The sequence below is a fragment of the Vibrio glycogenivorans genome (assembly GCF_051660965.1).
In the GTDB taxonomy this organism is placed as follows: domain Bacteria; phylum Pseudomonadota; class Gammaproteobacteria; order Enterobacterales; family Vibrionaceae; genus Vibrio.
Genome location: NZ_JBPVIS010000004.1, coordinates 321,890 through 344,406 on the forward strand (window position 1 = coordinate 321,890; position 22,517 = coordinate 344,406).

26 protein-coding genes and 1 pseudogene are annotated in these 22,517 nt (G+C 45.9%); 4 read left to right on the top strand and 23 right to left on the bottom strand.

Translation table 11 applies throughout. From position 1 onward, the window contains the following. Positions 1–28: 28 nt before the first annotated feature. The 3 genes from ACSTTG_RS12240 to ACSTTG_RS12250 form a co-directional block, all read right to left on the bottom strand. Entirely contained in the window at positions 29–2,017 is a 1,989-nt protein-coding gene (locus ACSTTG_RS12240) for a pentapeptide repeat-containing protein (protein ID WP_438474995.1), read from the bottom strand. A 508-nt stretch (positions 2,018–2,525) separates the two neighbouring features. Further along, entirely contained in the window at positions 2,526–2,999 is a 474-nt protein-coding gene (locus ACSTTG_RS12245) for a GNAT family N-acetyltransferase (protein WP_438474996.1), read from the bottom strand. Between the two features lie 94 nt (positions 3,000–3,093). Then, positions 3,094–3,273: a hypothetical protein gene (locus ACSTTG_RS12250; protein ID WP_438474997.1), complete on the bottom strand. Its 180-nt coding sequence runs from the start codon at positions 3,271–3,273 to the stop codon at positions 3,094–3,096. Between the two features lie 87 nt (positions 3,274–3,360). On the opposite strand from ACSTTG_RS12250, the gene ACSTTG_RS12255 reads away from it, so the two are divergent. Then, on the top strand, positions 3,361–3,600 hold the full coding sequence (locus tag ACSTTG_RS12255; RefSeq protein ID WP_438456850.1) for an RNA recognition motif domain-containing protein: 240 nt from the start codon (positions 3,361–3,363) through the stop codon (positions 3,598–3,600). Between the two features lie 54 nt (positions 3,601–3,654). Here the strand turns inward: ACSTTG_RS12255 and ACSTTG_RS12260 are convergent, their stop codons facing one another. The 5 genes from ACSTTG_RS12260 to ACSTTG_RS12280 form a co-directional block, all read right to left on the bottom strand. Next, positions 3,655–4,125, bottom strand: a complete 471-nt coding sequence (locus ACSTTG_RS12260) for a GNAT family N-acetyltransferase (RefSeq protein ID WP_438475032.1) — start codon at positions 4,123–4,125, stop codon at positions 3,655–3,657. A 124-nt stretch (positions 4,126–4,249) separates the two neighbouring features. Next, on the bottom strand, positions 4,250–4,867 hold the full coding sequence (locus tag ACSTTG_RS12265) for a DsbA family protein (protein WP_438474998.1): 618 nt from the start codon (positions 4,865–4,867) through the stop codon (positions 4,250–4,252). 153 nt (positions 4,868–5,020) lie between these two features. After that, positions 5,021–5,350, bottom strand: coding sequence for a hypothetical protein (locus tag ACSTTG_RS12270; protein ID WP_438474999.1), 330 nt, complete (start codon positions 5,348–5,350; stop codon positions 5,021–5,023). Between the two features lie 186 nt (positions 5,351–5,536). Continuing rightward, positions 5,537–5,980 carry a GNAT family N-acetyltransferase gene (locus ACSTTG_RS12275; protein WP_438475000.1) on the bottom strand — a complete coding sequence of 148 codons (444 nt, stop codon included), beginning with the start codon at positions 5,978–5,980 and terminating at the stop codon, positions 5,537–5,539. A 253-nt stretch (positions 5,981–6,233) separates the two neighbouring features. Beyond that, positions 6,234–6,908: a hypothetical protein gene (locus ACSTTG_RS12280; RefSeq protein ID WP_438475001.1), complete on the bottom strand. Its 675-nt coding sequence runs from the start codon at positions 6,906–6,908 to the stop codon at positions 6,234–6,236. A 577-nt stretch (positions 6,909–7,485) separates the two neighbouring features. On the opposite strand from ACSTTG_RS12280, the gene ACSTTG_RS12285 reads away from it, so the two are divergent. After that, positions 7,486–7,869, top strand: a complete 384-nt coding sequence (locus ACSTTG_RS12285) for a hypothetical protein (RefSeq protein ID WP_438475002.1) — start codon at positions 7,486–7,488, stop codon at positions 7,867–7,869. Between the two features lie 182 nt (positions 7,870–8,051). Here ACSTTG_RS12285 and ACSTTG_RS12290 read toward each other — a convergent pair whose 3' ends face one another. Next, a complete protein-coding gene (locus tag ACSTTG_RS12290; RefSeq protein WP_438475003.1) occupies positions 8,052–8,297 on the bottom strand; it encodes a hypothetical protein in 246 nt (81 codons plus the stop codon). Positions 8,298–8,456: 159 nt separating this feature from the next. Between ACSTTG_RS12290 and ACSTTG_RS12295 the strand changes: the two genes are divergently transcribed. Next, positions 8,457–9,509, top strand: a complete 1,053-nt coding sequence (locus tag ACSTTG_RS12295; RefSeq protein ID WP_438475004.1) for an IS110 family RNA-guided transposase — start codon at positions 8,457–8,459, stop codon at positions 9,507–9,509. A gap of 467 nt (positions 9,510–9,976) precedes the next feature. Here ACSTTG_RS12295 and ACSTTG_RS12300 read toward each other — a convergent pair whose 3' ends face one another. The 14 genes and pseudogenes from ACSTTG_RS12300 to ACSTTG_RS12365 all read right to left on the bottom strand — a co-directional run bounded on the left by ACSTTG_RS12300 (position 9,977) and on the right by ACSTTG_RS12365 (position 20,406). Continuing rightward, entirely contained in the window at positions 9,977–10,429 is a 453-nt protein-coding gene (locus ACSTTG_RS12300) for a hypothetical protein (protein WP_438475005.1), read from the bottom strand. A gap of 147 nt (positions 10,430–10,576) precedes the next feature. Next, positions 10,577–10,990: a GNAT family N-acetyltransferase gene (locus ACSTTG_RS12305; RefSeq protein ID WP_438475006.1), complete on the bottom strand. Its 414-nt coding sequence runs from the start codon at positions 10,988–10,990 to the stop codon at positions 10,577–10,579. A 94-nt stretch (positions 10,991–11,084) separates the two neighbouring features. Next, positions 11,085–11,357, bottom strand: a complete 273-nt coding sequence (locus ACSTTG_RS12310; RefSeq protein ID WP_438475007.1) for a DUF4282 domain-containing protein — start codon at positions 11,355–11,357, stop codon at positions 11,085–11,087. 243 nt (positions 11,358–11,600) lie between these two features. Further along, positions 11,601–11,882, bottom strand: coding sequence for a hypothetical protein (locus tag ACSTTG_RS12315; RefSeq protein ID WP_438475008.1), 282 nt, complete (start codon positions 11,880–11,882; stop codon positions 11,601–11,603). A gap of 157 nt (positions 11,883–12,039) precedes the next feature. Continuing rightward, positions 12,040–12,471, bottom strand: a complete 432-nt coding sequence (locus tag ACSTTG_RS12320; protein ID WP_438475009.1) for an ABZJ_00895 family protein — start codon at positions 12,469–12,471, stop codon at positions 12,040–12,042. A 289-nt stretch (positions 12,472–12,760) separates the two neighbouring features. Next, positions 12,761–13,155: pseudogene (locus ACSTTG_RS12325) on the bottom strand (transposase); the annotation flags it as partial. Between the two features lie 266 nt (positions 13,156–13,421). Further along, complete coding sequence (locus tag ACSTTG_RS12330; protein WP_438456837.1) at positions 13,422–13,784, bottom strand: hypothetical protein; 363 nt, start codon at positions 13,782–13,784, stop codon at positions 13,422–13,424. Between the two features lie 339 nt (positions 13,785–14,123). Next, positions 14,124–14,885, bottom strand: a complete 762-nt coding sequence (gene cobA, locus ACSTTG_RS12335; protein WP_438475010.1) for a uroporphyrinogen-III C-methyltransferase — start codon at positions 14,883–14,885, stop codon at positions 14,124–14,126. Between the two features lie 116 nt (positions 14,886–15,001). Further along, complete coding sequence (locus ACSTTG_RS12340) at positions 15,002–15,856, bottom strand: formate/nitrite transporter family protein (RefSeq protein ID WP_438475011.1); 855 nt, start codon at positions 15,854–15,856, stop codon at positions 15,002–15,004. A gap of 124 nt (positions 15,857–15,980) precedes the next feature. Beyond that, positions 15,981–16,304 carry a nitrite reductase small subunit NirD gene (nirD, locus tag ACSTTG_RS12345; RefSeq protein WP_438475012.1) on the bottom strand — a complete coding sequence of 108 codons (324 nt, stop codon included), beginning with the start codon at positions 16,302–16,304 and terminating at the stop codon, positions 15,981–15,983. Positions 16,305–16,320: 16 nt separating this feature from the next. Then, positions 16,321–18,879 carry a nitrite reductase large subunit NirB gene (gene nirB / locus ACSTTG_RS12350; protein WP_438475013.1) on the bottom strand — a complete coding sequence of 853 codons (2,559 nt, stop codon included), beginning with the start codon at positions 18,877–18,879 and terminating at the stop codon, positions 16,321–16,323. Between the two features lie 355 nt (positions 18,880–19,234). Continuing rightward, positions 19,235–19,660, bottom strand: coding sequence for a DUF6691 family protein (locus ACSTTG_RS12355; RefSeq protein ID WP_438475014.1), 426 nt, complete (start codon positions 19,658–19,660; stop codon positions 19,235–19,237). A 2-nt stretch (positions 19,661–19,662) separates the two neighbouring features. Further along, complete coding sequence (locus ACSTTG_RS12360) at positions 19,663–20,085, bottom strand: YeeE/YedE family protein (RefSeq protein ID WP_438475015.1); 423 nt, start codon at positions 20,083–20,085, stop codon at positions 19,663–19,665. Positions 20,086–20,088: 3 nt separating this feature from the next. After that, positions 20,089–20,406 carry an ArsR/SmtB family transcription factor gene (locus tag ACSTTG_RS12365; protein ID WP_438456830.1) on the bottom strand — a complete coding sequence of 106 codons (318 nt, stop codon included), beginning with the start codon at positions 20,404–20,406 and terminating at the stop codon, positions 20,089–20,091. 182 nt (positions 20,407–20,588) lie between these two features. Here ACSTTG_RS12365 and ACSTTG_RS12370 point away from each other — a divergent pair, with 182 nt between their 5' ends. Beyond that, complete coding sequence (locus ACSTTG_RS12370) at positions 20,589–22,241, top strand: FAD-dependent oxidoreductase (protein WP_438475016.1); 1,653 nt, start codon at positions 20,589–20,591, stop codon at positions 22,239–22,241. Positions 22,242–22,517: the final 276 nt, after the last annotated feature.

A 22,517-nucleotide genomic window follows, 5' to 3' on the forward strand; every position in this document is an offset into this window, starting at 1 on the left:
TTTGCTTTATAACAATCCCTCTCAAGCCTTAACAGCCTTTAGGGAATATCCAAATTTCAACCGCACCATTCTTACTGCCAAAGTCATCACCTGATGAGCCTGGGCTTGATGGCGCCGTCTCTTGTGTGGGAGCGCTATTACAGGTGGTAGTTGGGATAATCGACCAACTTCCGCCCCCCGCACCGGCACCGCCATCGCCCGCACCGCCACCACCATAGCCGCCACCGCCGCCTGCACCACCGCTGGAGGTAAAGCTATCATCGGAGTTCCCCCCTCTGCCGTCAGAACCTACTGAGGGATCACCATTAACCCATTCACTGTTGCGCCCCAAATAGCCTTGGCCACCCTGTCCACCTATGCCGTCTTTGCCATCGTTCGCGCCACTTCCTCCATCACCCCATTCATCTGAGCTGCCGCCACTGGCACCATCGGTAAAACTTTGTCCAATACCCACCGTGCCTTGCCCCATAATCGATGAGGCAGCTATCCCACCTCTCGCGCCATCTGTGCCATCGACGAAGAAACCTGAATCCTCTCCGCCACCGCCACCTCCGGCAATCAGTATGACGTCATCCTCTAGTTCCGTCGGGCTATTTTCCACCACCAAAACCAGTGTTGACGAGCCGCCATCACCTGCGATATTGCTCAGTGTGCCATTTTCACCGATGTAGTAATAAAAAGAGGTTTTCCCATACTTATCGAGAAAGTCAGACAGAGTGGTGACGGTTGAGGCAAAACCGCCTTCGCCACCATCCCCACCCGAGGTCCAGAGCCCGCCATTAGAGCCTATACCCCCCTCGCCACCCCAAGCCAAAATGGCCATCGGTGTGTCGTTATCTAGGGTGACATTAAAAGATGAACTGGCTTGATTGAATACATCAACCAGCTCAATCGAGGTGATGAGCTCAGAGGCATCTTTCGCTTCGCAAGTAGTGATTGGTGTGCCCCCATCAAGCCCTCCTATTTCTGTGCTGCAAACCTCTTTATCAACGGCCGGCAGCAAGCACTGGTAAACGATATTGCCATCATCGGTTACACCTTGCTTTATAGTATCGCAGGGGTTGGTGTCGCCCCCACCGACAGAACTACAAAAACCCACCGAGGTAATGTCACAAATACCGCCATCCGTCCAAGTTGCGCCAACAAGATTAGCGTTATCAAAATCGGTATCCGTCACGGTCGCATTATCAAGGTTTGAAGGGGACAATTGGGCACTTTCAAAATAAGCGCCACTCAGGTTAGCATTACTGAGATCAGCATTGGTCATCTCCGAGCCGCGAAAGTCGCCATTGCTCATATCGGCACCACTAAAGTTGGTACCAGTCAGTGTTGACTCGAAAAGGTCAACATTAGTCAATGTGGCATCACTCAAATCGGCACCAGAAAGATCGGCAAAGGTCAGAGTTGCACCACTCAAGTCTGCACCGGAAAGATCACACTCCTTACATGAGTTGGTGGAGATGAGCGTTGTGACATTGTTATCCACCGTGTCATCTGCATAAGCGGACCTGATAAAGACATTACCTACTGCCCTCAATACTCTAGCAACTAGCGGATAGTTCTCACTAATCATTTTCGAATGAGGGCCACCATCAGGCGTGGTCACCAAGAAAGTCACGTCTGTGCTATCTACATGCTGGCCGTGGCTGAGCACTAAATGATACTCCCCCTCTGTAACGGTTGCCGTTACGCACTCTTCATTGGCCGCAACGCTAACCACTTGTACGCCATCGCTATCGTTGAGCACCATGGAGTGGTCAGAATCACTATTATCGTCCTCGTAGCAAAAGGTGTGATTGAGGGCGCGTGAATACTGATAAGGTATCGAGTCACTGCCTGATTCACGATTCGAGTCAGCAGTGACAGTGGATGAGCCTGGTTCAAGAAATACAACCAATGTCCCTCGCTCCGGGTTGGCGCGTAGACGGCTATTATTCGCAAAGTCGCTTTCGGTTAAAATATTTGTTTGGATCTGAATATTACTAGCACTGTTATCATCGCTATCACATGCTGTCACAAATATGAGAGAACATATTATAGCAAACAACGTTCGGTATTTTATTTGGTAATGATTGATATACTGCATTTTAAGTCCCTTATAATCTAGCCAGTGTTTTACTGCGTTGAATCATGGGTTATCCCTAAACCCCGGGCGCGTATAGCGTTATTACCCATCTCGATAATTAATCAAGACTGTAATTATAGTCAACCTTTCATAAGTGCAAGTAAACGAGTATATTTTACGCTTATTTTATATAATGCATGATTAAAGGAGATTTAACACTTTGGGTAAAATGCTAAATTAGTTCCCATACGAGCATTAAATATGCACAATGGAGCTAAAACTCATATTATGGAGTACTGATAATTATGCAGGCCACCGCGTGACATTATCAATATATTTTTACGCAACACTACAAGTTTTCAGCAAGCGCGGTAACGTGAAATAGATTACTTTGCTGATCGATTTTTTGGCTGCAAACAGTAACCAAGAGTGAATGATTATCTATTTCAGATAGTTAGGCTTATAAATGCTTTTCGTAGCATTGTTCAACCTGCGGCTGTCCCCAAAGCTCACAAGCTTCTTCGTGGACCAGTTCAAAGCCATTATTGAGATAGATTGACTTTGAGGCAGCTAGGCCTGCAACAGTCCACAAGATGATTTTAGAGTAGTGCTTTGCGAGGCAAAAGTTGATGGCATTATCGATCAGTGCTTTTCCTAAACCTTTGCCTCTCGCTTTCGGGTTGACCATAAACCAGCGGAGCTGAGCCTCAGTTGCCGACACTTCACAAATGCAAATAGTGCCAACTATTTCACCGGAAAGCTTAGCCAACCAAATTCTTTCTCTGTCATTGTTGCGCTTAGCAAACTGCGCTAATGGCTCGGCCACATAAGCCTCAAAGGTACAATCATACCCGTACTCTTTCGCATACACGGTGCCATGCTGCTTTATGATCTCGCCGATATCCCCTGGCTGCAAACGGTTACTGATGTCCATTACTGCTCTCTCATGATGATTCAGGTTGTATTTAGAACGCTGTGTTGGGTAGGAGGTAAAGCTAATACTCCTATGGAACATAGTGCCTTAAATACTAAAGCTGATTCAAACACAAAATATCGAACGCTTGACGGTACTTCAAATGCACTTTATCCCCACGAACAGATAGATCAACACTTATCACTTTATCATTGTGTAGAGCACGACCACTGCAGTCTACCAGCAAAGGGGGATCGCTAAGTCGCAGCAGAACCTCTGTTGAGCGATTTGTCATGTGCCTTTCCACTATTGTCCAAATTTACCTTGGTTTACCAGCCAATACCTGCCAAACTTCGACTGCAACTTACACTAGGTAAATATTATGAAACTTTTAGTTCGCAACTTAGCACGCACTACCACTGAACATGAAATCCGTGTTCTATTCTCAGCTCACGGCTCAGTGACTGAGTGTAATCTCGTTTTAGACCAAGAGACTGGGCTATCGAAAGGCTTTGCGTTTGTTGAGATGCCAGATCAAGATGAGGCAAATGAAGCTCTCCAAAGCCTAAACCTGTCCAAAGTGGCTAAAAACACGATTAGAGTAAAAGTCGCTCAAAGCTAGCACTCACGCTGTGGCCAGTAGATCAACGCTTCTGGCCTTACCTTAAGGTGTTGGTTATGCGATTTTTATTCGCATTATGTGCTGTGGACCTGCTGGGCCACCTAGATAGAGTTCTCCGCTGTCTTCAAAACCCGCCTTTTCATAACATGCTTTCGCAGCTAAATTCTGACAGTTGACGGTTAGATAAATATAGTCTCGCGCCCTATAATTGCTTGCTGCGTATTTTGGTAGCAGCTTCATGCACTCTGTACCCAACCCTTTGCCATGCGTGCGGGAATCTAGCGCTAGAGTTCTAAACCCCAAATCCTTATCTGAACAAAAATCAACTTGTTGTGAATAATTTAGATCAAGCTTAAAAAAACCGATAATTTCATTTTTGTACTTAACAACAATCTTGTCTATCGACGGAGTTGAATCAGATAAAAAATCACTAGGTGTTGAGGCAAATTTTACATGTGCATCAGATAATTGAATCGAAAGAACTGACGCCTCATGGGATTTAGTCAACTTTTCAAATGTAATCATCATACTTCCTTGTTCACCTGTCACATAATCTCTCATAGTATTTCACGTAGAAAGCCATGTTTTCATTTCGCATGTTTCCACTAGTCAAAATCATCAGGCTCATAGGCGCCTAGATAATTTCCAATTACTTATTTTCTCGAATTAGATTGAAACGCTCAAAAAGTTCTTCAGCTTTGCAGAAACCAAGAGTTAGAGGATAGGCCCGTTTTTCTTTATCGATGTAAAACAAAGCAGGAAAACCACGAATCTGAAAACTATATGTAATAGCTAAATGTTCCTGAAGTCGTGATTCCGTATCCTTTGAATGAAGGACCGTTAAAAACTGCTTTTCAGTTAAACCAAGTGTCCTAGCACAATCCACCAACGTTTTATCTAAAGACGGGTTCCTAGCTTCACGGTAATAAGCGGATTGAATGGCTCGAACCATCTTTAAAGAGCTCATTGCGGATAATTTTTCAGCTGAAATCACAGCCCTACAAGCTTGATATGTCGAACGGTAGGGTGTATTTTGCTCCCAATAGCTGTGATTGAAGGTGACTGCAGACACTTTTTCAATGTTGTACCAATAGGATGAGATCGCTTGTTTTAGATCTTCGCTCATTGGTTCTTGCGTATCAGGCGCTAGCCCTCCCATAATCCAATCAACTTCCATCGAAGGGTATTGCTCTAAAAAACGCTCTAACTCTGGCTGAAACCCATAACACCAAGCACACATTGGGTCCATCACGTATATAAATCGCATACTCTCTCCATTGCTACCGATGACTGGGTAATCTGACACGTAACGTTAATTTAACTTGTTACCTGCTGCACCGCTCTCAAATGGACCGCTATAATCTCAAAAACCAAAACGAACCCGAAATACCAAAGGTTAACAGTCGCGTTTAAACGATTACTATGCGTCTTCGTCCACAATTGGGTGCCCCAACAATGTATCCTCAACAACCGAATGACACTCAACTGTAAACCACTTTTGAAAAAGTGCCCAAGTTCGTTTCTTTGGCCAGAGTGATTCATCGACATACCAGTTAAATAGCTCGCCCTCAAACAACACCTCGTGATTGAGCCTTACCCACTCTTTAATACTATCTGATGAGTCAGTAACCTCGTTACTGACTAGATAAACCGTACGTTCTTCGTTCACAGACTCTACCGTCAAGTCACAAGTATCCGTTGGATCAACTTTATTAAGCCAATCTACTGCCACCTGAGAATATCTAAGCATTAATGCACCGCGGTTTATCATAATTAGGTCCTTACTTGATCCTGTCGATTTACGCTAAGATATCATGGACTAACCAATAGACAGTAGTATCGTTTAGCTTTAAACCATTAAGGCATGGAGCAATGTGCATTACACTTGAACGAAGCGAGACCAGCACACGTCATAGAGTCACTCGCAAACGCTTTGTTAGCCGCTCGGGCTTAAGGATTTCTTAAACGCACAGTACTCGTCTGTGTGATAACCCAATGATTTGTAGAAACTCTGCGAGCCTAAGCGTTCAACATCAGTGATGAGCATCATGTACGAGCAATCACTTGCCCTCGCTCGTTTTTCAGCATCAATCATCAATGCAGAACCAACTCCTTTACGCTTCATCAACTCATCCACTACCACGTCCTCTATCACCATGAAGGATTTGCACTGACCAAACAGCATCTCACAAGTGACTGACAGTAAGGATCCAACCACCTTACCATCAACTCTTGCAACCGAGACAAAATGATTTGGGTTGCTCTGTTGCCGCATGAGAACCTCTTCCATTTTGGAAATCGAAAAATCATTTGGAATAAGTTGCTGATAGAGCTGAGCCAACTCTTCTAAATCACTCACTTTTGCTGCTGATATTTCCATTTATTCTCCGAGAGTTGCTAACGCTTATTATGCGGCTAAATACCGCTCACCTTTAATCATCATTACCAAAAACAGTCCTAGACCAACATAACCCCTACATTTCTTAAGATTATCTGGCAACTAAATCAAACATTCATCGCTATTTGATGCACATTGCCACTTACAAATCACACTATGGCCTAGAATTCATTTCACCAAGACACTTTTGGGTGTCTTAATAACAAAGTTTATGTGTAACTGCGTAGCATTGCTCTCAGCGAGAACTTTTCGCTGGTTCGGTATTATCGGTAAGCCACTGACATAGCTGATTAAAGCTCAATGGTGCTGACCGTGGCAACAAAGGCACAAGTTCAGCAGGGAGAAGCCCCCATGCACCGCCCCCTTCTAGCTCACCACCACATTGACCTAACTGCCACAAACCTGATAGATACAGCTGCTCAAAAGCGGTCAAAGGTAGGGAAACTTGGTAAGAGTCTCTTTTCTGCTCACTGGACAGTTGTGCAGGTGTTTCTGGCAGACAAGAAGGATGAGGTTCTGTTTTGAGTAAACCGAGCGTAAGCGTCACCAGCTCATCCTTCGCCTCGGCAATGGCGGTGTGGTAGACGGCATGAGCTTCAGCCCCAAAAAACTGATGGCAGGAAACCATCTGGCCCTCTCTGAGCTTTGCAAGATCAAGTAGCTCAGCTGGCCCCCAGCCACTACTCACCACTAGCACAGAAAAGACCATGTGCTGTTCTAAAGGCAGGCTCTCTTGCAAACTCATGTGCTCAAAGAGCATTTGCTGATCGGGTTCTGAAGAGAAGCCTTTAGGTGGCGCCTGCGCATCCCACAAAACTAATTCAAAATCGAAGCCTACTGTTTTGGCTTGACAAGTTAGTTCCGTAATCCACAGAGCGACTCTTGGCTCTTTGATCTTGTGTAAATGCATAACTGTTTCCTTGACTTCTTCGTTCAGCGCACATTGGTGGCTAGTGATGACCCGCAGCATTTGTCAGGGTTAGCAAATTAATCTAGACACTTAAGTCTACGATAATCAACAAGCAGTTAAGTTCGCCTCATACGGAGGTCCTTCTTACTCATCTATTACTGACAAACTACGCCAATAATATAGGTGTCTTGTTATACCTCTTACACCCAAACTGAGCCTGATACTAACTGGCGCTAGAGCAGCCATTTTCTTTGAATAGTGCCAGCTTGGGTTAACCGAAGAATGTCTTGGGGACGCCTAGTCTGCCCCAATACTTTGTATTGGCAGTGGTAGAGACCGCAATAAGAGACTCTCAATATGTGTTTGTCGTAAGTAACGATTAACGACCCCATCGACAGAGCGAAATAGTCAGCTTTGTTGTTCGATTATGTTGGCTGCTAACGCAGCCAAGGATAGCTATTGTCTATTGACAGGCTTGGGGCTCATATGTGTTATACATCAAAATATTCTAGACAATGACTTGAAACTCATAGTTTTATACCCCATAGAGTAGACTATAGAAACATATGAGAACTTTATGCCTAACAACCTCAAGAAAACACATCATCAAGCTAGAGAAGCCATCCTTAAACACTTAGAAGAGGTAGCGTTCATTCCTTCATATGAACGTAAATTTACTGGCTCTGAGACAAGTTTTGATATTAGCGACTATTATTCAACCGAAGGTCGAGCAAAACGCGAAATTTTCTTTGACGCGTTAAATTCCTTGTATGAAGATGGCTTAGTTACAGCTGATTCTTCAATCGAAAACCTTCCAATACATGGCTTGAAATTGACAGCAAAAGGTATAAATAGGGCTAAAAACCCTATCGACACATGGAAAAACGATGGTATTCGAGCTGCGATTTCAGTAACTCTAAGTACATTGGGCCGATATTTACAAACTAAGTTTGGCGGATAAAACACATTGAGGGCGCATTAGGCATGGGTACTCGGATGTATAACGCCCTGTTAAAGTGTGAGCAACGCAATACCGAGGCTCCCGCATTCCACCTTGAACACAAAACGCAACGCATAGCAAAAATGCCAAGCGTTGCGAATCACTCTTAAACAGATTGTTAAGTAACTGTCTAACAGATCGGGTTAACTCTCAAACGTAGGAACGTTAATTTGGTTGACCATTTGAACAATCTGCTGTCCAAACTGGCTAGTTGCGACACTTCCCTGAAAAACCACTTTACCAGTCGTATCATATAAATTTACAACTAAGCCATCTGGAAAAGTATACTTGTTTTGACCATTTGGCTTTGCTTCAAGCGTATGCGGTGTAGTTGCTAAATACGCTTTCAAAACTTGAACATGGTTACAGGTCATTGATGGAATGGACATTTTATCCTCTTGTACATTATTTTCGGAAAGGTAATTCTAAACCAAAGCCAATAAATGCAACGTGGCACAATTCAAACAGTTGAATATTAACACTTTAATACCAGTTTGTTCCTTTACGCCCTATTAAGGTGTGGGCAACGCAATACCGAAGAAGACTCTATGAGATTTTATAACCAACAGCATGACTATTACTGTGGCATCGATCTCCATGCGCGGATTCTTTATGTCTGTATTCTTGACTCTCACGGCAATAAAGTCGTTCACCAAAAGATCAATGCTAACCGGGATGAACTCCTCGACCTCCTCGTGCCCTATCAGGATAAAATTGTCGTCGGGGTCGAATGCATGCACTGCTGGTATTGGGTGAGCGATATGTGTTTCGATTACGCGTTTGATTTTGTCCTCGGCCATGCCCTATATATGAAAGCCATCCGCGGCGGGAAAGCCAAAAGCGACAAGATTGATGCGTTTGAAATTGCCGCTTTGCTCAGGGGCGGCAATTTTCCCATCGCCTATGTCTACCCCAAGACCATGCGTGCCTCTCGAGACTTACTGCGACGAAGAAACAAGATAATACGCCACGGTGCTGATCTCAAAGCGCATGTATCCAATACCTTCAGCCAGTACAACCTGCCCTCTCATCGACTGCAGTTACGCTACCCCCATGCGAGAGAAGAAGTTCGCGACCGATATCGGGAATTTCCTGAGCCAGCGATTAACCGCAACCTCGATATCGACCTCAATATCGTCGCCTTCTATACCAAGGAGCTCGCCAGTGTTGAGCACTTCATCGAGCAAAACGCCAAACAGCACAACCCTCAAGACTATCAGCTGCTGCAAACCATCCCAGGTATTGGCCGGATCCTTGCGCTGACTATTTTGTATGAAATCGGAACCATCCGACGCTTCCCAACCGTACAGCAGTTCGCCTCCTATTCACGTCTGGTAAAATGCAAGGCAGAATCGGCGGGCAAAGTCTACAGCACCAGCGGCAACAAGATAGGCAACGCGCACCTGAAGTGGGCGTTCTCGGGAGCGGCCGTTCTATACCTACGCGGTAATAACAAAGCTCGGCGTTACATCAACCGACTGCAAAAGCGCATGAGCAAAGCTAAAGCTCTATCGGCACTGGCTCACAAATTAGGACGCTGCGTCTATTTTATGTTGAGGAACAAAACCGTATTCGATGAACAGCGTTTTTTACCCGAGTAAGTCGCACGATGGGGTGAGCTGAACGTCTAACTGGTGCTGAGTAAGAGCACGCTGCACGCCTGATGCCATGAGTTGCAACTCTAAAAGCGGCTTGCTGTGCCAAGCGTTGTCCAAGCCCAATTGCTTTGATTAGCCTCCCCATTATTGCGCACCACAACGAACAGCAAAGTTGTTTACACCAGGGCTGAGCCTAACAATAACTGGAAGCATTAGCTAGCCATTTTCTTTGAATAGCGCCTTCCTGGGTTAACCGATGAATGTCGTGGGGGACGCCTAGTCTGGCCCTACCTAGTTGGTAGGCGGTGGTTAGACCGCAGTAAGAGACCCTCTATATGTGTTTGCCGTAAGCAACGATTAACGGCCGAAATGACAGAGCGAAGTAGATTACTTTGCTGTTCGACTAATTTGGCTGTTGAAGCAGCTAAAAGAGAGCTATTGCCTATTGACGGGAGTTAGGCACATATGTGTTAGGACGATCGTCTTGAAAACAATAATTTGGATGCATTTGATATTTGAGTCCCTTTATAAAACATATACAGCCCGCCCCCAATAAAAACAGCCCCTATAAGTTTGGGCAGAGCACCAAAAAATGGGTCTGAAAACTCACTGATTACAAATGCCCCTACAATAGGAAAAATCAATCCAAATATGTAGTGAATCCCCATACCTATATTGCCTGATACACCTGTCGTATTATTTATATATGCATAGGCATGAAAGACTCCATCGTTTACCTTGCCAGCAACAGCTACATTATCACTTTCGTCAATTAATACAACTTCACTCGATTTAATCTTTACTGGCTGCCCATCCAACTGAAATATCATTACATGAGTAGTTGATACACTACTATCGCGACCTCCGCCACTGATTTCCACGGTATTTCTTAACTTAGAAACAACACCCTTCAATATTTTCATACCCTACCTATCTCAATAACTTATACAAAGCGCATATCTTCACAAGTAGTCCTAACGCCCTGTTAAGTAGCCAAAAACCTTGGCATACACTTCGCCACAGCGAAAAAGCCGAGCGTTTTTGGTTTGCTTGAACAGTTTGTTAGCCGCTCAACTCAACTTCTTTGTAAAAAAGTGCCGTGCATGCTCAACAGGGTAGTTTTCTAGTGTCATGTGACATACATAGCCCCGCTTTTCATAAAACGGTCTAGCTTGAAAACTAAATGTATCAACCATCGATGAATGGCAACCTTGCTCTTTGGCGTGCACTTCCAGTTTGCTTAATAACTTGCTACCAGCACCAACACCTCGAATCGATTTATCTACCCATAAAAATTTAATGAGAAGCCAATCACCAAGAATTTCTGCTGTAATACCACCGACTTTCTTTCCATCCTGTTTGACAAAGAATGCCACACTATGATGATTTACTTCACCCAGATAAGGAGTGTTGTGCTCAACCAATCCATTTCTAATTTCATTGATGCTCTCATCTGAAGGAGCTAAATCTAATTCAAAATCCATATTTCCCTCTTGGTGGCTAACGTGCCCCAAACCATGGCATAAAATTTCACACAGTGAAAGTGCCTATCGTTTGGGGTCACTGTTAAGCGCCTTGTTAGGCATCTGGGGTTATTTTGGAGTCTTTCAGCACTTGCAGATTTTCATTAATCTTAAAAATAACTATCATTAGCTCACACCAGATTCTTGCACCAATTGAACCGCCCAAAATGGTCAATAAACCAAGAACAAATGTTTCAAATGTAACGCCACCATAGCCACTAAACATAGTTCCGATGCCAGATACAACGGCTATGAATAGTAGTAGCCAGTACAGCGCAGTTACTAGTTTAGGGGTTAACATCGATTCAAAATTAAATATTGATTTCATTACTACTTTCCTTAAAAGCATCAAACAATCAATAATGCCACAAGATGCAGAGTAACCAAAGCAAACAAGCTAAATATCTGTAATTTATTGAAAAAGTAATAAACCGTGAGATAATGAGTATTCGTAATGTAGATAGCTTGAGAAGCCTAACGCTTTGTTAAATGGCGTTTACTGTAGCTTGCCACAACAACCCGAACTTCTAGCAAAATTTGCCGAACTCTACGCGTCCATTTGAACAACTTGTTATAAGCCTTCCACTTTATGGGCGATTTCCAGCGTTTGTTCATTTGAATCAGTTACTACTAACCAATCAAATTGGACCTCGCTATAAGATGCTAACTTACTATAAACAAGATTACTTGTTTTAACTGGCTCACCGAAAAAATCATCTTTTTGTGCGGACTCAACAGAACTTATGATAGCTTGTGCGAAAGATAGAAGGTCTTCTTCAGTACCAATCAGAAAAGCTTCATCCCAGCCAGTTTGAGCTGTAATCACGGCACCTTTGCTCACATTGTCTTTCATAGCATTAAACCTCAAATTTATAGTGGCTTATAACGCCCGCTTAACTTGCTGCCAACTGTGCCGAACTCACGTTGGCCACCGTTATCACAAAAGCCCAACCGAACCAGAATTGCCATAGGTTGGCAGTCAGGTTGAAGCGCTTGTTATGTTTAGGCTGTTAACCTTGCTTGGCCTTAAGCAACATTTTAATTGCCATTTTTTCGCCACTTTTCAATACAAGATAGGCTATACAAATCGTGACCAAAAGGACTATTGCCATTACAAGAGTTATCCAACCAAACTCTGTAACTAGCTCTATCGGTGAGATATCCATAGCTATCAAAATAAGACTAAAAACTATCAAGCTTGCTATAAACCAAAGAGTAACTGCATACCATCTAGTTTTCGAAGGCATCATATCACCTGACTTGTAACCAACATAATATCCCACACTTAATGCAGGGATTAGAGTACTAAGAAAACCTGTACTTTGTAATTCAGTTCCTAAAATATACTCGATTGCAAATAGCAAGGTAGCCCAGCAAATTGATGCGAAACACAACAGTAAAGTTACAAAAATCACTGATGGGTGCTTAATTTCAGATTCCATTCTTTTATCCTTCATTTTTCAAATAACGCTTAAGCATTTATCCATTGTCGCAGCACACTCGATAAATGCCTGTTGGACTGAGCCGCTTCTTTCTATGGATTTCGCTTTTTATCGCTCATTATCCTTTTATGGCGATTCTATCCAAGCAAGCTTCACTAGCATCCACCATTTCAACCATAGCCACCCGTTTCCATAATCCTCACTATACTTGTTGCATAGCCATTTTTGAAGCGAACGATACCTCTACCCTCACACTTGAACTGCGATTTTTCGTATTGTTAACAGCCAACTAGCTCAGTGGTTCTTTTTCAGCAACGACTCGCGGCCGCACCGCTATTCTTATCAAAACCACAAATCGGCTTTTGCAGTTGGGACAGCTCGGTTTTTCCTTCATTACTTCTTGGACTTCGTGAGGGCTCTCTCTGATGCTTTGCTGTTCCCTTCTAAGAGTATGTTTTCGTGAGCATCTATCACCTGTTGAACATGCTGCTTCATTTCTCTTTTAAAGCGAACTGAGAGAGACTTTACAGGGAATAGATAACCCTCTCTTCTCGTAGGCAGCCATGCTTTATCTTCGGTCAATACACCGCTTGGGATTAAGCATTGTACATAAGTGTGTTGGCTTAGGTTTCTGCCCCATGTATGTCGAACCATCAACGCTCCTAGTTGACCTTTAAGGTGATGGCCTTCACTTCCTCACGATTTAGAAGTTCTGGTATCTTACAATCCCACTTAATTAGAGGGACAAGTCGCTCCTCGAACTCTCTCTAAAGTACAGCTCGATAAAAAAACACAATGGCATTACGCGCTTGCACGCAAGTACTACTACAAAGATGTCTCTCATTAGTTAACGAGCATAAATACAAGACTATCTATACAGCCATAATTCAGCTTACTTATAATTGCTTTTATACCAGAGAGTTTTTATCACTTTACTAAAGACTACTAACTTAAAAGTATCTTTGAACTGTTTTTTTATGGAAGAGATACCAATAAAGCAAACCTAATGTCATTACCTCGCCCAATATTAAATCGATTATTTTCAGTGATTCTAACTTAACTAATATGCTTGGTGCAAAACTGGCAGCAAGTACCCCAAAGTAAATTGCTCGCGCATATTTTATTTTTCTTAGAAGACTTAATGCTCCCATGCCAATACTGAAGGAAAATATAATATACTCAATTGCTGAGCCAGATGACCACCATTCTTCATATGAGACACTTACACCATTGATGGTAAAGTTGCTATAAGGATATAAAACCCCAATTATGCCAATAAAAAACAGAAGTCCATGAAGCACCATTAATTTCATGAGAAAGGGCATTGATTTAAAATTGTTCCACATATTTATCATAAGCTTTAAAGATTGAGTATTTATCCATTATCGCAGTACACGTGGTAAATAACTGTTAGACTGAGTTAATTATCTCAATAGTATTTACCTTTTCTGCTTACTAACTATTTGACTATTCTGTCCACGCCTGCCTAGCTAGTACCCACGATTTCCACCGTAGCTATCCCTTTCCACGGTCTGAACTATACTCATCTCAGAGTATATTGTGAAGCGAATGATACCTTTGCCATAGCACCGCGCAAGAACAACGGGGCCACATCGATATCAGGACTGCTCAGATTTTTATCTTCTCTCTAACTAGCGGTTAAACCAACGCAACTTATCATGCAAAGAAGTCACACTCCCCACCACAATCAACGCCGGACTTTGCGCCTGCTCCGCCAAGTCTGCCAATTGTGATAGCTCGCCCGTAAACACTCGCTGCTCTTTACGCGTCCCGTTTTCAATAATCGCGCACGACGTCGAGGCATCTAACCCATGCTCAAGCAAATTGGTTTGAATATTACGACACTGCTTGAGGCCCATGTAGAACACTAAAGTGTTGTTGTCTTGCGCTAGCGATGGCCAGTGGATCTGTTTGCCATCTTTTTGAATATGGCCAGTGATAAATTGCACGCTTTGGGCGTGATCGCGGTGAGTGAGTGGAATGCCCGCGTAGGAAGTGGCGCCTGCTGCGGCAGTAATGCCCGGTACAACCTCAAAGGGGATGTTGTGTTCGGCAAGCTCTTCTAGCTCTTCACCGCCACGGCCGAAGATAAACGAGTCACCGCCTTTCAGGCGTACCACACGCTTACCTTGCTGGGCTTTTTCAACCAAGATTTGGTTGATTAATTCTTGAGGAACACAGTGAAAATCGAGCTGTTTACCGACGTAGATCATCTCGGCATCCGCATTGGCTAGATCGAGGATATCTTGTGAAACAAGGCGGTCATACACCACAACCTGCGCGGCTTGTATCACCTTCAACCCTTTTACAGTGAGCAAATCAGGGTCGCCAGGGCCGGCTCCGACCAAAGAAACAAATCCACCGTGATTTGCGTTAACTGGGATTGTAGACATAGAAACAACTCTAAGAAAATTAACGATAAGAAGTGACAATCTCTGCGTTCACTCTTGGCAGATAATTGCCACTTGTTATCGTTAATCAGCCCCGCCTAAGGCGAGGCTGAATCGATTTATTTAGCGTCAAACGCTGGGGTTGCAGCAACGTTTTGCTCTTGCTCATCAAGCGATGGAGCCGTTTTTGCGTGAGTTAGGTAAAGTGGGATACAAGTAAAGACCAGACCACCGACGATGTTACCTAGAATCGTTGGGATCAGGTTGAAATTCAACCAAGTCGCAATGCCAAAGTCAGCGCCAAGCATCATGCCCAGTGGGAATAGGAACATGTTGACCACCGCGTGCTCAAATACAAGCGCGAAGAAGATAAAGATTGGGAACCACATCGCGGCGATACGGCCACTTAGGCGGCGCGCAGTCATGTTACCAATCACACCCAAACAAACCATAAGGTTACACAGAATGCCGCGCACAAAACAGGTGATCCAGCCGTTCACGCCAAGCTCCTCGAAGCCAGCAGAGCGCGCTGTTGATGCGTTGATGATGGTTTTCGCCACTGCGCCGCCATCAGTTGTGAAGTTGTTGGTCATCGAGAGTGCAATGATGTAGGCGATAAAGATTGAGCCTACAAGGTTACCCAAACCAACCAGGCCCCAACAGCGCAGGACACGCCCCCAAGTAATGCCAGGGCGATTTTCAAATTTTGCCAGTGGCGCAAGACCAAACACACCAGTAACCAGGTCGTAACCCATGATACTTAAGATCACAAAGCCGACTGGGAACACCATTGCGCCAACTACACCAAGACCTGTTTGGGTGATGGTTGTTAGAGCCAAGACTACTGCAAGTGATAGGATAAGTCCGGCCATAAAGCCACGAATTAGCAGATCACGCGTGTGAGTTTTGGTTTTTGCTTCACCGACGTTTATCATCGTTTGCACGAATTCTGCGGGTTTAAAATCAGACATCATTGTCTCTCCATAAAGTGTAAAAGTTGAAAATTTAAAAGTGAATAGGGAAAGGCTCCCACTGTCGCTACCCTGCAAGGCAAAGCAGGAGCCTTTAATCTATTGACTCTTAAGAGGTAATGCGGGCTTAGCCTGCCACCTCTACCGCGCCATTCACAACGCGAGCCTCAAACGCCTTAACGTTAAAGCGCGCATCTTCCATGCACTCCCCTGTTGCCAGGTTGAAGTGCTGCTTTTTCAGTGGGCTAGCAACCCAAAGCTCGCCGTTATGCTCACCGATCAGGCCACGCGATAGCACGTTTGAGCGCGCGAAAGGGTCCATATTACTAATCGCAAACACCTCTTCGGCGTCAGATGGACGGAACACCGCCACTTGCTGATCGTTAATCAAGGCACACACACCCGTACCAGGGACGATGTCTTTGATTTCACATACTTTTTCAAATGCCATAATGACTTCTCCGCGGTTACTCAGTGACTTCAACGTGAAGGATATCGCCCTTCGCTTGTGGGTGTTTTTCAGTGAACGTGGCTGGGCGGTGCTGAGCACGCTCATCGACAAACACCACGTTGTCATCACGTTTATCTGAGTTGATGAAGTGAGAGAAACGTGCGTGCTGCGATGGGTCATTGACCGTCTCAGCCCACTCACAGCGGAATGCTTCAACCAACTTCGCCACATCGGCTTCTAGTTGCGCGTTGATTCCAAGCTTGTCTTCCACAATCACTTCACGCAGGTAATCGACACCGCCTTCCATGTTCTCAAGCCATACCGAGGTGCGCTGCAGTGGCGCGGCGGTGCGAATGTAGAACATCATAAAGCGGTCGATGTACTTGATCAGAGTGGCTTCATCTAGGTCGCTTGCCAGCAGATCCGCGTGGCGTGGCTTCATACCACCGTTACCACACACGTACATATTCCAGCCTGCGTCGGTGGCAATGATACCTAGGTCTTTACCTTGTGCTTCTGCACACTCACGGGTACAACCAGAGACACCAAACTTCATCTTGTGCGGCGTACGAATGCCTTTGTAGCGATTCTCAATCGTCACACCAAGGCCAACCGAGTCTTGAACGCCAAAGCGACACCAAGTCGAGCCAACACAGGTCTTGGCCATGCGCAGCGCTTTGGCGTACGCTTGACCGGTCTCATAGCCACCTGCGATCAATTTCTTCCAGATCGCTGGCAGGTCATCTTTTTGTGCGCCAAACAAACCAATACGCTGCGCGCCCGTTACCTTGGTGTAGAGGTTGTATTCTGCCGCCACGTCAGCCAGCACTTTGAGCGCCTGTGGCGTCACTTCACCACCAGCCATGCGCGGGATCACCGAGTAGGTGCCGTCTTTTTGCATGTTGCCAAGGAAGTTATCGTTGGTGTCGTGCAGCTTAACCAGTTGTGGCTTAAGGATATGCTCACCCCAGCATGAAGCCAGAATTGAACCCACGGTTGGTTTACACACCTCACAGCCGTAGCCCTGACCGTATTTTTCCAGTAGCTCTTCGAACGTCTTGATCTCTTCAATGCGGATCAGGTGGAACAGCTCTTGGCGCGAGTAGGCAAAGTGGGCACAGATATCGTTTTTCACTTCAATACCCGATTTGGCGAGTTCGGCATTGAGCACTGATGTCACAAGTGGGATACAGCCGCCACAGCCAGTACCTGCGCCCGTGGCCGCTTTAATATCGGCAATTGTATGGTGCCCATCGGCGACCGCTTGCGCGACTTTGCCCTTAGTGACATCAAAACACGAACAGATCACTGCACTCTCTGGCAGCGCATCCGCGCCTAGAGTTGGCTTCTCAGCGCCCGCGTGTGCCGGCAAGATCAGGGTGTCTGGGTGCTCTGGCAGGTCGATTTCGTTGAGCATCAATTGCAGAAGATCGCCATAGTCAGAGGTGTCTCCGACCATCACTGCGCCAAGCAGTTTCTTGTTGTCCTCAGAGACAATCAGGCGCTTGTACACCTCTTGCTCTTGGTTTTGGTAGACATAGCTCTTGCAACCTGGCGTGCGGCCGTTGGCATCACCAATCGAGCCAACTTTAACACCTAGTAGCTTAAGCTTGGCCGACATATCGGCACCTTCAAACTGGCTATCGTTACCCAGTAGATGGTCAACGGCGACAGTTGCCATTTTGTAACCCGGTGCGACTAGGCCATAGAACATGTCATTCCACGCGGCACACTCACCGATGGCGTAGATGTTCTCATCCGAGGTTTGGGCGAAATCGTTGATCGCGATACCGCCGCGCGCACCAATCTCGAGATCCATCTGACGCGCCAGCTTGTCTTGCGGGCGAATACCGGCAGAGAAAACAATAAAGTCAGTCTCAAGCTCAGTGCCATCAGCAAAACGCATCACGTTACGCGCGTTCTTGCCTTCCGGCGCAATCTCTAGGGTGTTTTTGCTGGTGTGAACCTTCACGCCCATGCTTTCGATTTTTTGACGAAGTTGATCGCCACCCGCTTGGTCAAGCTGCTCAGCCATTAGCTTAGGTGCAAACTCAACCACGTGCGTCTCAACCCCAAGGGCTTTCAGCGCACCTGCTGCTTCAAGGCCTAGCAGGCCACCACCGATCACCACGCCGACTTTGCTTTTCTTAGCGCTCGCCTCGATGGCTTTGAGATCTTCGATGGTGCGATAAACAAAACAGTCTTTGCTCTCGCGGCCCTGAATAGGCGGGACAAATGGGTACGAGCCGGTTGCCATGATCAGCTTGTCGTATTGGATTTCACGACCTGAACTTGAGTAAACCGTGCGCTTATCGCGGTTAACATTGATCGCACGCTCGCCAAGCAGGACATTGATGCCATGCTTCTCGTAAAAACCTTCTTTAACTAAAGAGAGCTCTTGTGCGGTGTGGTGAGAAAAGTAAGAAGAGAGGTGGACACGGTCATAAGCGACGCGAGGCTCTTCACAAAAAACAGTAATGTCGAGGTTGGATACATCAGTCTTTTCAACCAAATCTTCGAGATATCGGTGACCGACCATGCCATTACCAATGACAACCAGCTTCATCTTGCTCATACGGATTCCTGAAAATATTCAAATTGCAGGGTGGACTGCATAACTGAGCACATTGTTATTTGTGAAACTGGATTTACCTATGATGTAAATCAATTACCGATAAATACTACCCTAAAGGGGTAGATTGGGTAAAAAGTGACTCTTTTTTATCCTTTAATAATACAAATAGGCGAGTTTTGATCGCTAACTTTCAGTATAGAAGTGGATGCTTATTGCAAACAACAACCAATAAAGCAGCCTCAGAATGCATTAAAATCCACATTAATTGAATTAATATTTGTCGAGTTATAATTAGAGAACAAAAAAAGGGTAGCAAGCGCTACCCTTTTTGTATGATTTTTGCAATATAACTGATTTAATTTCGCACTTTTGTCACAATCATCGAGCCGGCCAACATTGCCAAGACAAACAGCCAAATCAGTGGGTTGCCGAATGAAAGACTGGTGATCGCAGGGCCAGGGCAAATTCCGGTGATCCCCCAACCAATACCAAACAGCACCGCGCCACCAACAAGCGGCTTATCCACTGCAGTCTTTAAACTCACACTGAACGACTCGCCTGCCAGCGGTTTCGAGCGTGGTTTCACCAACCACTGATAGCCTGGGATAAACACCGCAAGCGCTCCTCCCATCACAAACGCGAGGCTCGGGTCCCACTCACCGGCGAGGTCCAAAAAGCCTATCACTTTTTGCGGGTCGACCATGCCCGAGAACGACATGCCAAAACCGAACAATAAGCCCGCTACCAATGCAGTTAATGAGGTCACAGTACCTTGCTTCATGATTAACCTCCTAGGTGCAGACGAGCAAAAACAGTGATGATGGCAGTGCTCATAAACACCAAAGTCGCCACCAAAGAGCGCAGCGAAAAGCGCCCAATACCACAGATACCATGGCCGCTGGTGCACCCGTTACCAATCTGGGTACCAATGCCCACCAGCAAACCTGCGATCAAGACACTTATCCAGTTGCCGCTTGGCTGCTCTGGCACCACAACGTCGAAGACTGAGATGCTCAGCGCCCCAGCGATCACCATGCCAAGAATAAACAAGGCGCGCCAAGACTTATCGCTGACCGACGAGTCGAGTAGGCGACTCGCGATACCACTGATCCCGGCGATTTTTCCGTTGACCAGCAACAACAACAATGCCGAAGCACCTAATAACATACCGCCAAACAAGGATGCCCACGGGATCGAAAAACTCATAATCTATTTCTCTTGGTGACAAAAAATGGTGTGAAAACTGGTGATCAAGGCCTCGACACGTGGGTCAGCGAGCGAATAGAACACCTGCTGGGCCGATTTGCGGGCTTTGATCAACTGATGCTTACGCAGCACGCTCAAATGCTGAGAAAACGCTGATTGACTGAGGTTCGACTGACTCTGCAACTGAGCAACGCCCACCTCACCCTGAGTTAGCTGACACAGCACCAGCAGCCTGTCTGGGTGCGCCAAAATCTTTAACATCTCAGCGGCCTCATTGACGTTGGAACGCATCGCCATCAACTCACTATCGTCTAGTTGCATGTTTCACCTCGATCATTGATTCAATACTGTACAGGATAAGCCATCATCTAATTTAGTCAATGCTAATTTAGTAATTATAAATTTAGTATAGTTTTTATTAGATATTTCTAATTTAGCTGATTATGATTTACCCATTCCAGTTTGAGCGGTGTGGTGCCGCGATCCGAGATAAGGGGTTTCCTATGACTAAAATCGTAATTATTGGTGGTGTCGCCGGCGGTGCATCAGCGGCAGCACGAGCACGCAGATTAAGTGAAGAGGCAGAAATTATTATGTTCGAGCGCTCGCCGTTCGTCTCTTTTGCTAACTGTGGTCTGCCATACCACATCGGTGGCGATATCCAAGAGCGCAGCAAACTCCTGCTTCAAACACCTGAGAGTTTTCTGGCGCGATTCAACGTCGACGTGCGCGTCACCAGTGAGGTGACCTATATCGATCGCAAGCAAAAATTTGTCACAGTGAAAAACCTTATTAGTGGCGAGGAGTACAACGAGAGCTATGATCTGCTGCTCCTTAGCCCTGGCGCAGCCCCTGTCGTACCGCCGATCCCAGGTATCGATAACCCACTGACTCATTCGCTGCGTAATATTCCCGATATGGACCGCATTATCGCAACCCTAAAAAACCAAGATGTTCAACACGCAACAGTCGTGGGCGGCGGCTTCATTGGCCTCGAAATGATGGAAGCCTTCCATCAACTGGGCATCCAAACCACGTTACTTGAGATGGCCGATCAAGTGATGACTCCGGTCGATCGAGAGATGGCGGGATTGGTTCATCAGGAGATCCGAGACAAAGGCATTGACCTGCGCCTGAGTACTGCCCTGTCTGGCGTCAACTACCATCAAGAACCGCAGCAGCTAACACTGACGCTCAACAATGGTGAGTCGCTCACTACTGACCTGTTGATCATGGCAATTGGTGTGCGCCCAGAAACTCAGCTTGCCCGTGACGCTGGACTTGAGATCGGCGAGCTTGGCGGGATTAAAACCGATAGCCGAATGCAGACCAGCGATCCATACATCTACGCCGTTGGCGATGCGATTGAAGAGCAAGATTTTGTCACTGGCGAGCAAAGCCTAGTGCCGCTGGCAGGTCCTGCCAATCGCCAAGGGCGGATGGCAGCGGATAATATGCTCGGTCGCAACGAGCACTACCAAGGCACACAAGGCACCGCGATCTGTAAGGTGTTTGACCTTGCGGTTGCCTCAACCGGCAAAAACGAGAAACAACTGATTAGCGCAGGAACGCCTTTTGAAAAGGTGTACGTCCATACTGCTAGCCATGCGAGCTATTATCCAGGCGCAGAAACGGTCTCGTTCAAGATGCTGTTTGACCCAATAAGCGGCAAGATTCTCGGCGCACAGGCCGTCGGCAAAGACGGCATTGATAAGCGCATCGATGTAATGGCAGTCGCGCAGCGCGCAGGAATGACGGTTGAACAGCTTCAGCATCTTGAGCTGACCTACGCACCACCATTTGGTAGCGCCAAGGATGTGATTAACCAAGCGGCCTTTGTGGCCAACAACATCCTCCAGGGTGATGCAACGCCGATCCACTTTGATCAAATCGATCAGCTCAGCGACGATCAGGTATTGCTCGATGTGCGCAATCCAAATGAACTAGAAAGCGTCGGCTTCATCGAAGGCGCCATCAATATCCCTGTTGACCAACTCAGACAGCGCCTCAATGAGTTGCCAAAAGATAAAGAGATCATCATCTACTGCCAGGTCGGCCTGCGCGGCAACGTCGCCTACCGCCAATTAGTCAACAACGGCTTCAAAGCCCGTAACCTAATCGGCGGCTATCGCACCTACCAATCAGCCCGAGCCTAACTCCCCAAATCACCAAGAGGCACACCCTCTTGGTGATTGCTCCCCTCTACCCAATCAACATTTTTACGTTGAATTACTATGGGTGTCTCGATAAATACGGCTTCAAAGCCCGCAACCTAATGAATTACTATGGGTGTCTTGATAAATATCCAGTTAGCTTCAAAGCCCGTAACCTAATCGGCGGCTATCGCACCTACCAATCAGCCCGAGCCTAACTCCCCAAATCACCAAGAGGCACACCCTCTTGGTGATTGCTCCCCTCTACCCAATCAACAT

Coding starts and splice junctions, on each gene's coding strand:
- ACSTTG_RS12365 (WP_438456830.1), bottom strand. CDS start 20,406: ATGCAACTAGACGATAGTGAGTTGATGGCGATGCGTTCCAACGTCAAT.
- nirB (WP_438475013.1), bottom strand. CDS start 18,879: ATGAGCAAGATGAAGCTGGTTGTCATTGGTAATGGCATGGTCGGTCAC.
- ACSTTG_RS12320 (WP_438475009.1), bottom strand. CDS start 12,471: ATGGAATCTGAAATTAAGCACCCATCAGTGATTTTTGTAACTTTACTG.
- ACSTTG_RS12260 (WP_438475032.1), bottom strand. CDS start 4,125: ATGATTACATTTGAAAAGTTGACTAAATCCCATGAGGCGTCAGTTCTT.
- ACSTTG_RS12290 (WP_438475003.1), bottom strand. CDS start 8,297: ATGTCCATTCCATCAATGACCTGTAACCATGTTCAAGTTTTGAAAGCG.
- ACSTTG_RS12315 (WP_438475008.1), bottom strand. CDS start 11,882: ATGAAAGACAATGTGAGCAAAGGTGCCGTGATTACAGCTCAAACTGGC.
- ACSTTG_RS12310 (WP_438475007.1), bottom strand. CDS start 11,357: ATGAAATCAATATTTAATTTTGAATCGATGTTAACCCCTAAACTAGTA.
- ACSTTG_RS12255 (WP_438456850.1), top strand. CDS start 3,361: ATGAAACTTTTAGTTCGCAACTTAGCACGCACTACCACTGAACATGAA.
- ACSTTG_RS12370 (WP_438475016.1), top strand. CDS start 20,589: ATGACTAAAATCGTAATTATTGGTGGTGTCGCCGGCGGTGCATCAGCG.
- ACSTTG_RS12305 (WP_438475006.1), bottom strand. CDS start 10,990: ATGGATTTTGAATTAGATTTAGCTCCTTCAGATGAGAGCATCAATGAA.
- ACSTTG_RS12250 (WP_438474997.1), bottom strand. CDS start 3,273: ATGACAAATCGCTCAACAGAGGTTCTGCTGCGACTTAGCGATCCCCCT.
- ACSTTG_RS12360 (WP_438475015.1), bottom strand. CDS start 20,085: ATGAGTTTTTCGATCCCGTGGGCATCCTTGTTTGGCGGTATGTTATTA.
- ACSTTG_RS12300 (WP_438475005.1), bottom strand. CDS start 10,429: ATGAAAATATTGAAGGGTGTTGTTTCTAAGTTAAGAAATACCGTGGAA.
- ACSTTG_RS12270 (WP_438474999.1), bottom strand. CDS start 5,350: ATGCTTAGATATTCTCAGGTGGCAGTAGATTGGCTTAATAAAGTTGAT.
- ACSTTG_RS12355 (WP_438475014.1), bottom strand. CDS start 19,660: ATGAAGCAAGGTACTGTGACCTCATTAACTGCATTGGTAGCGGGCTTA.
- ACSTTG_RS12285 (WP_438475002.1), top strand. CDS start 7,486: ATGCCTAACAACCTCAAGAAAACACATCATCAAGCTAGAGAAGCCATC.
- ACSTTG_RS12265 (WP_438474998.1), bottom strand. CDS start 4,867: ATGCGATTTATATACGTGATGGACCCAATGTGTGCTTGGTGTTATGGG.
- cobA (WP_438475010.1), bottom strand. CDS start 14,885: ATGTCTACAATCCCAGTTAACGCAAATCACGGTGGATTTGTTTCTTTG.
- ACSTTG_RS12280 (WP_438475001.1), bottom strand. CDS start 6,908: ATGCATTTACACAAGATCAAAGAGCCAAGAGTCGCTCTGTGGATTACG.
- ACSTTG_RS12245 (WP_438474996.1), bottom strand. CDS start 2,999: ATGGACATCAGTAACCGTTTGCAGCCAGGGGATATCGGCGAGATCATA.
- ACSTTG_RS12275 (WP_438475000.1), bottom strand. CDS start 5,980: ATGGAAATATCAGCAGCAAAAGTGAGTGATTTAGAAGAGTTGGCTCAG.
- ACSTTG_RS12295 (WP_438475004.1), top strand. CDS start 8,457: ATGAGATTTTATAACCAACAGCATGACTATTACTGTGGCATCGATCTC.
- ACSTTG_RS12340 (WP_438475011.1), bottom strand. CDS start 15,856: ATGATGTCTGATTTTAAACCCGCAGAATTCGTGCAAACGATGATAAAC.
- nirD (WP_438475012.1), bottom strand. CDS start 16,304: ATGGCATTTGAAAAAGTATGTGAAATCAAAGACATCGTCCCTGGTACG.
- ACSTTG_RS12330 (WP_438456837.1), bottom strand. CDS start 13,784: ATGAAATTAATGGTGCTTCATGGACTTCTGTTTTTTATTGGCATAATT.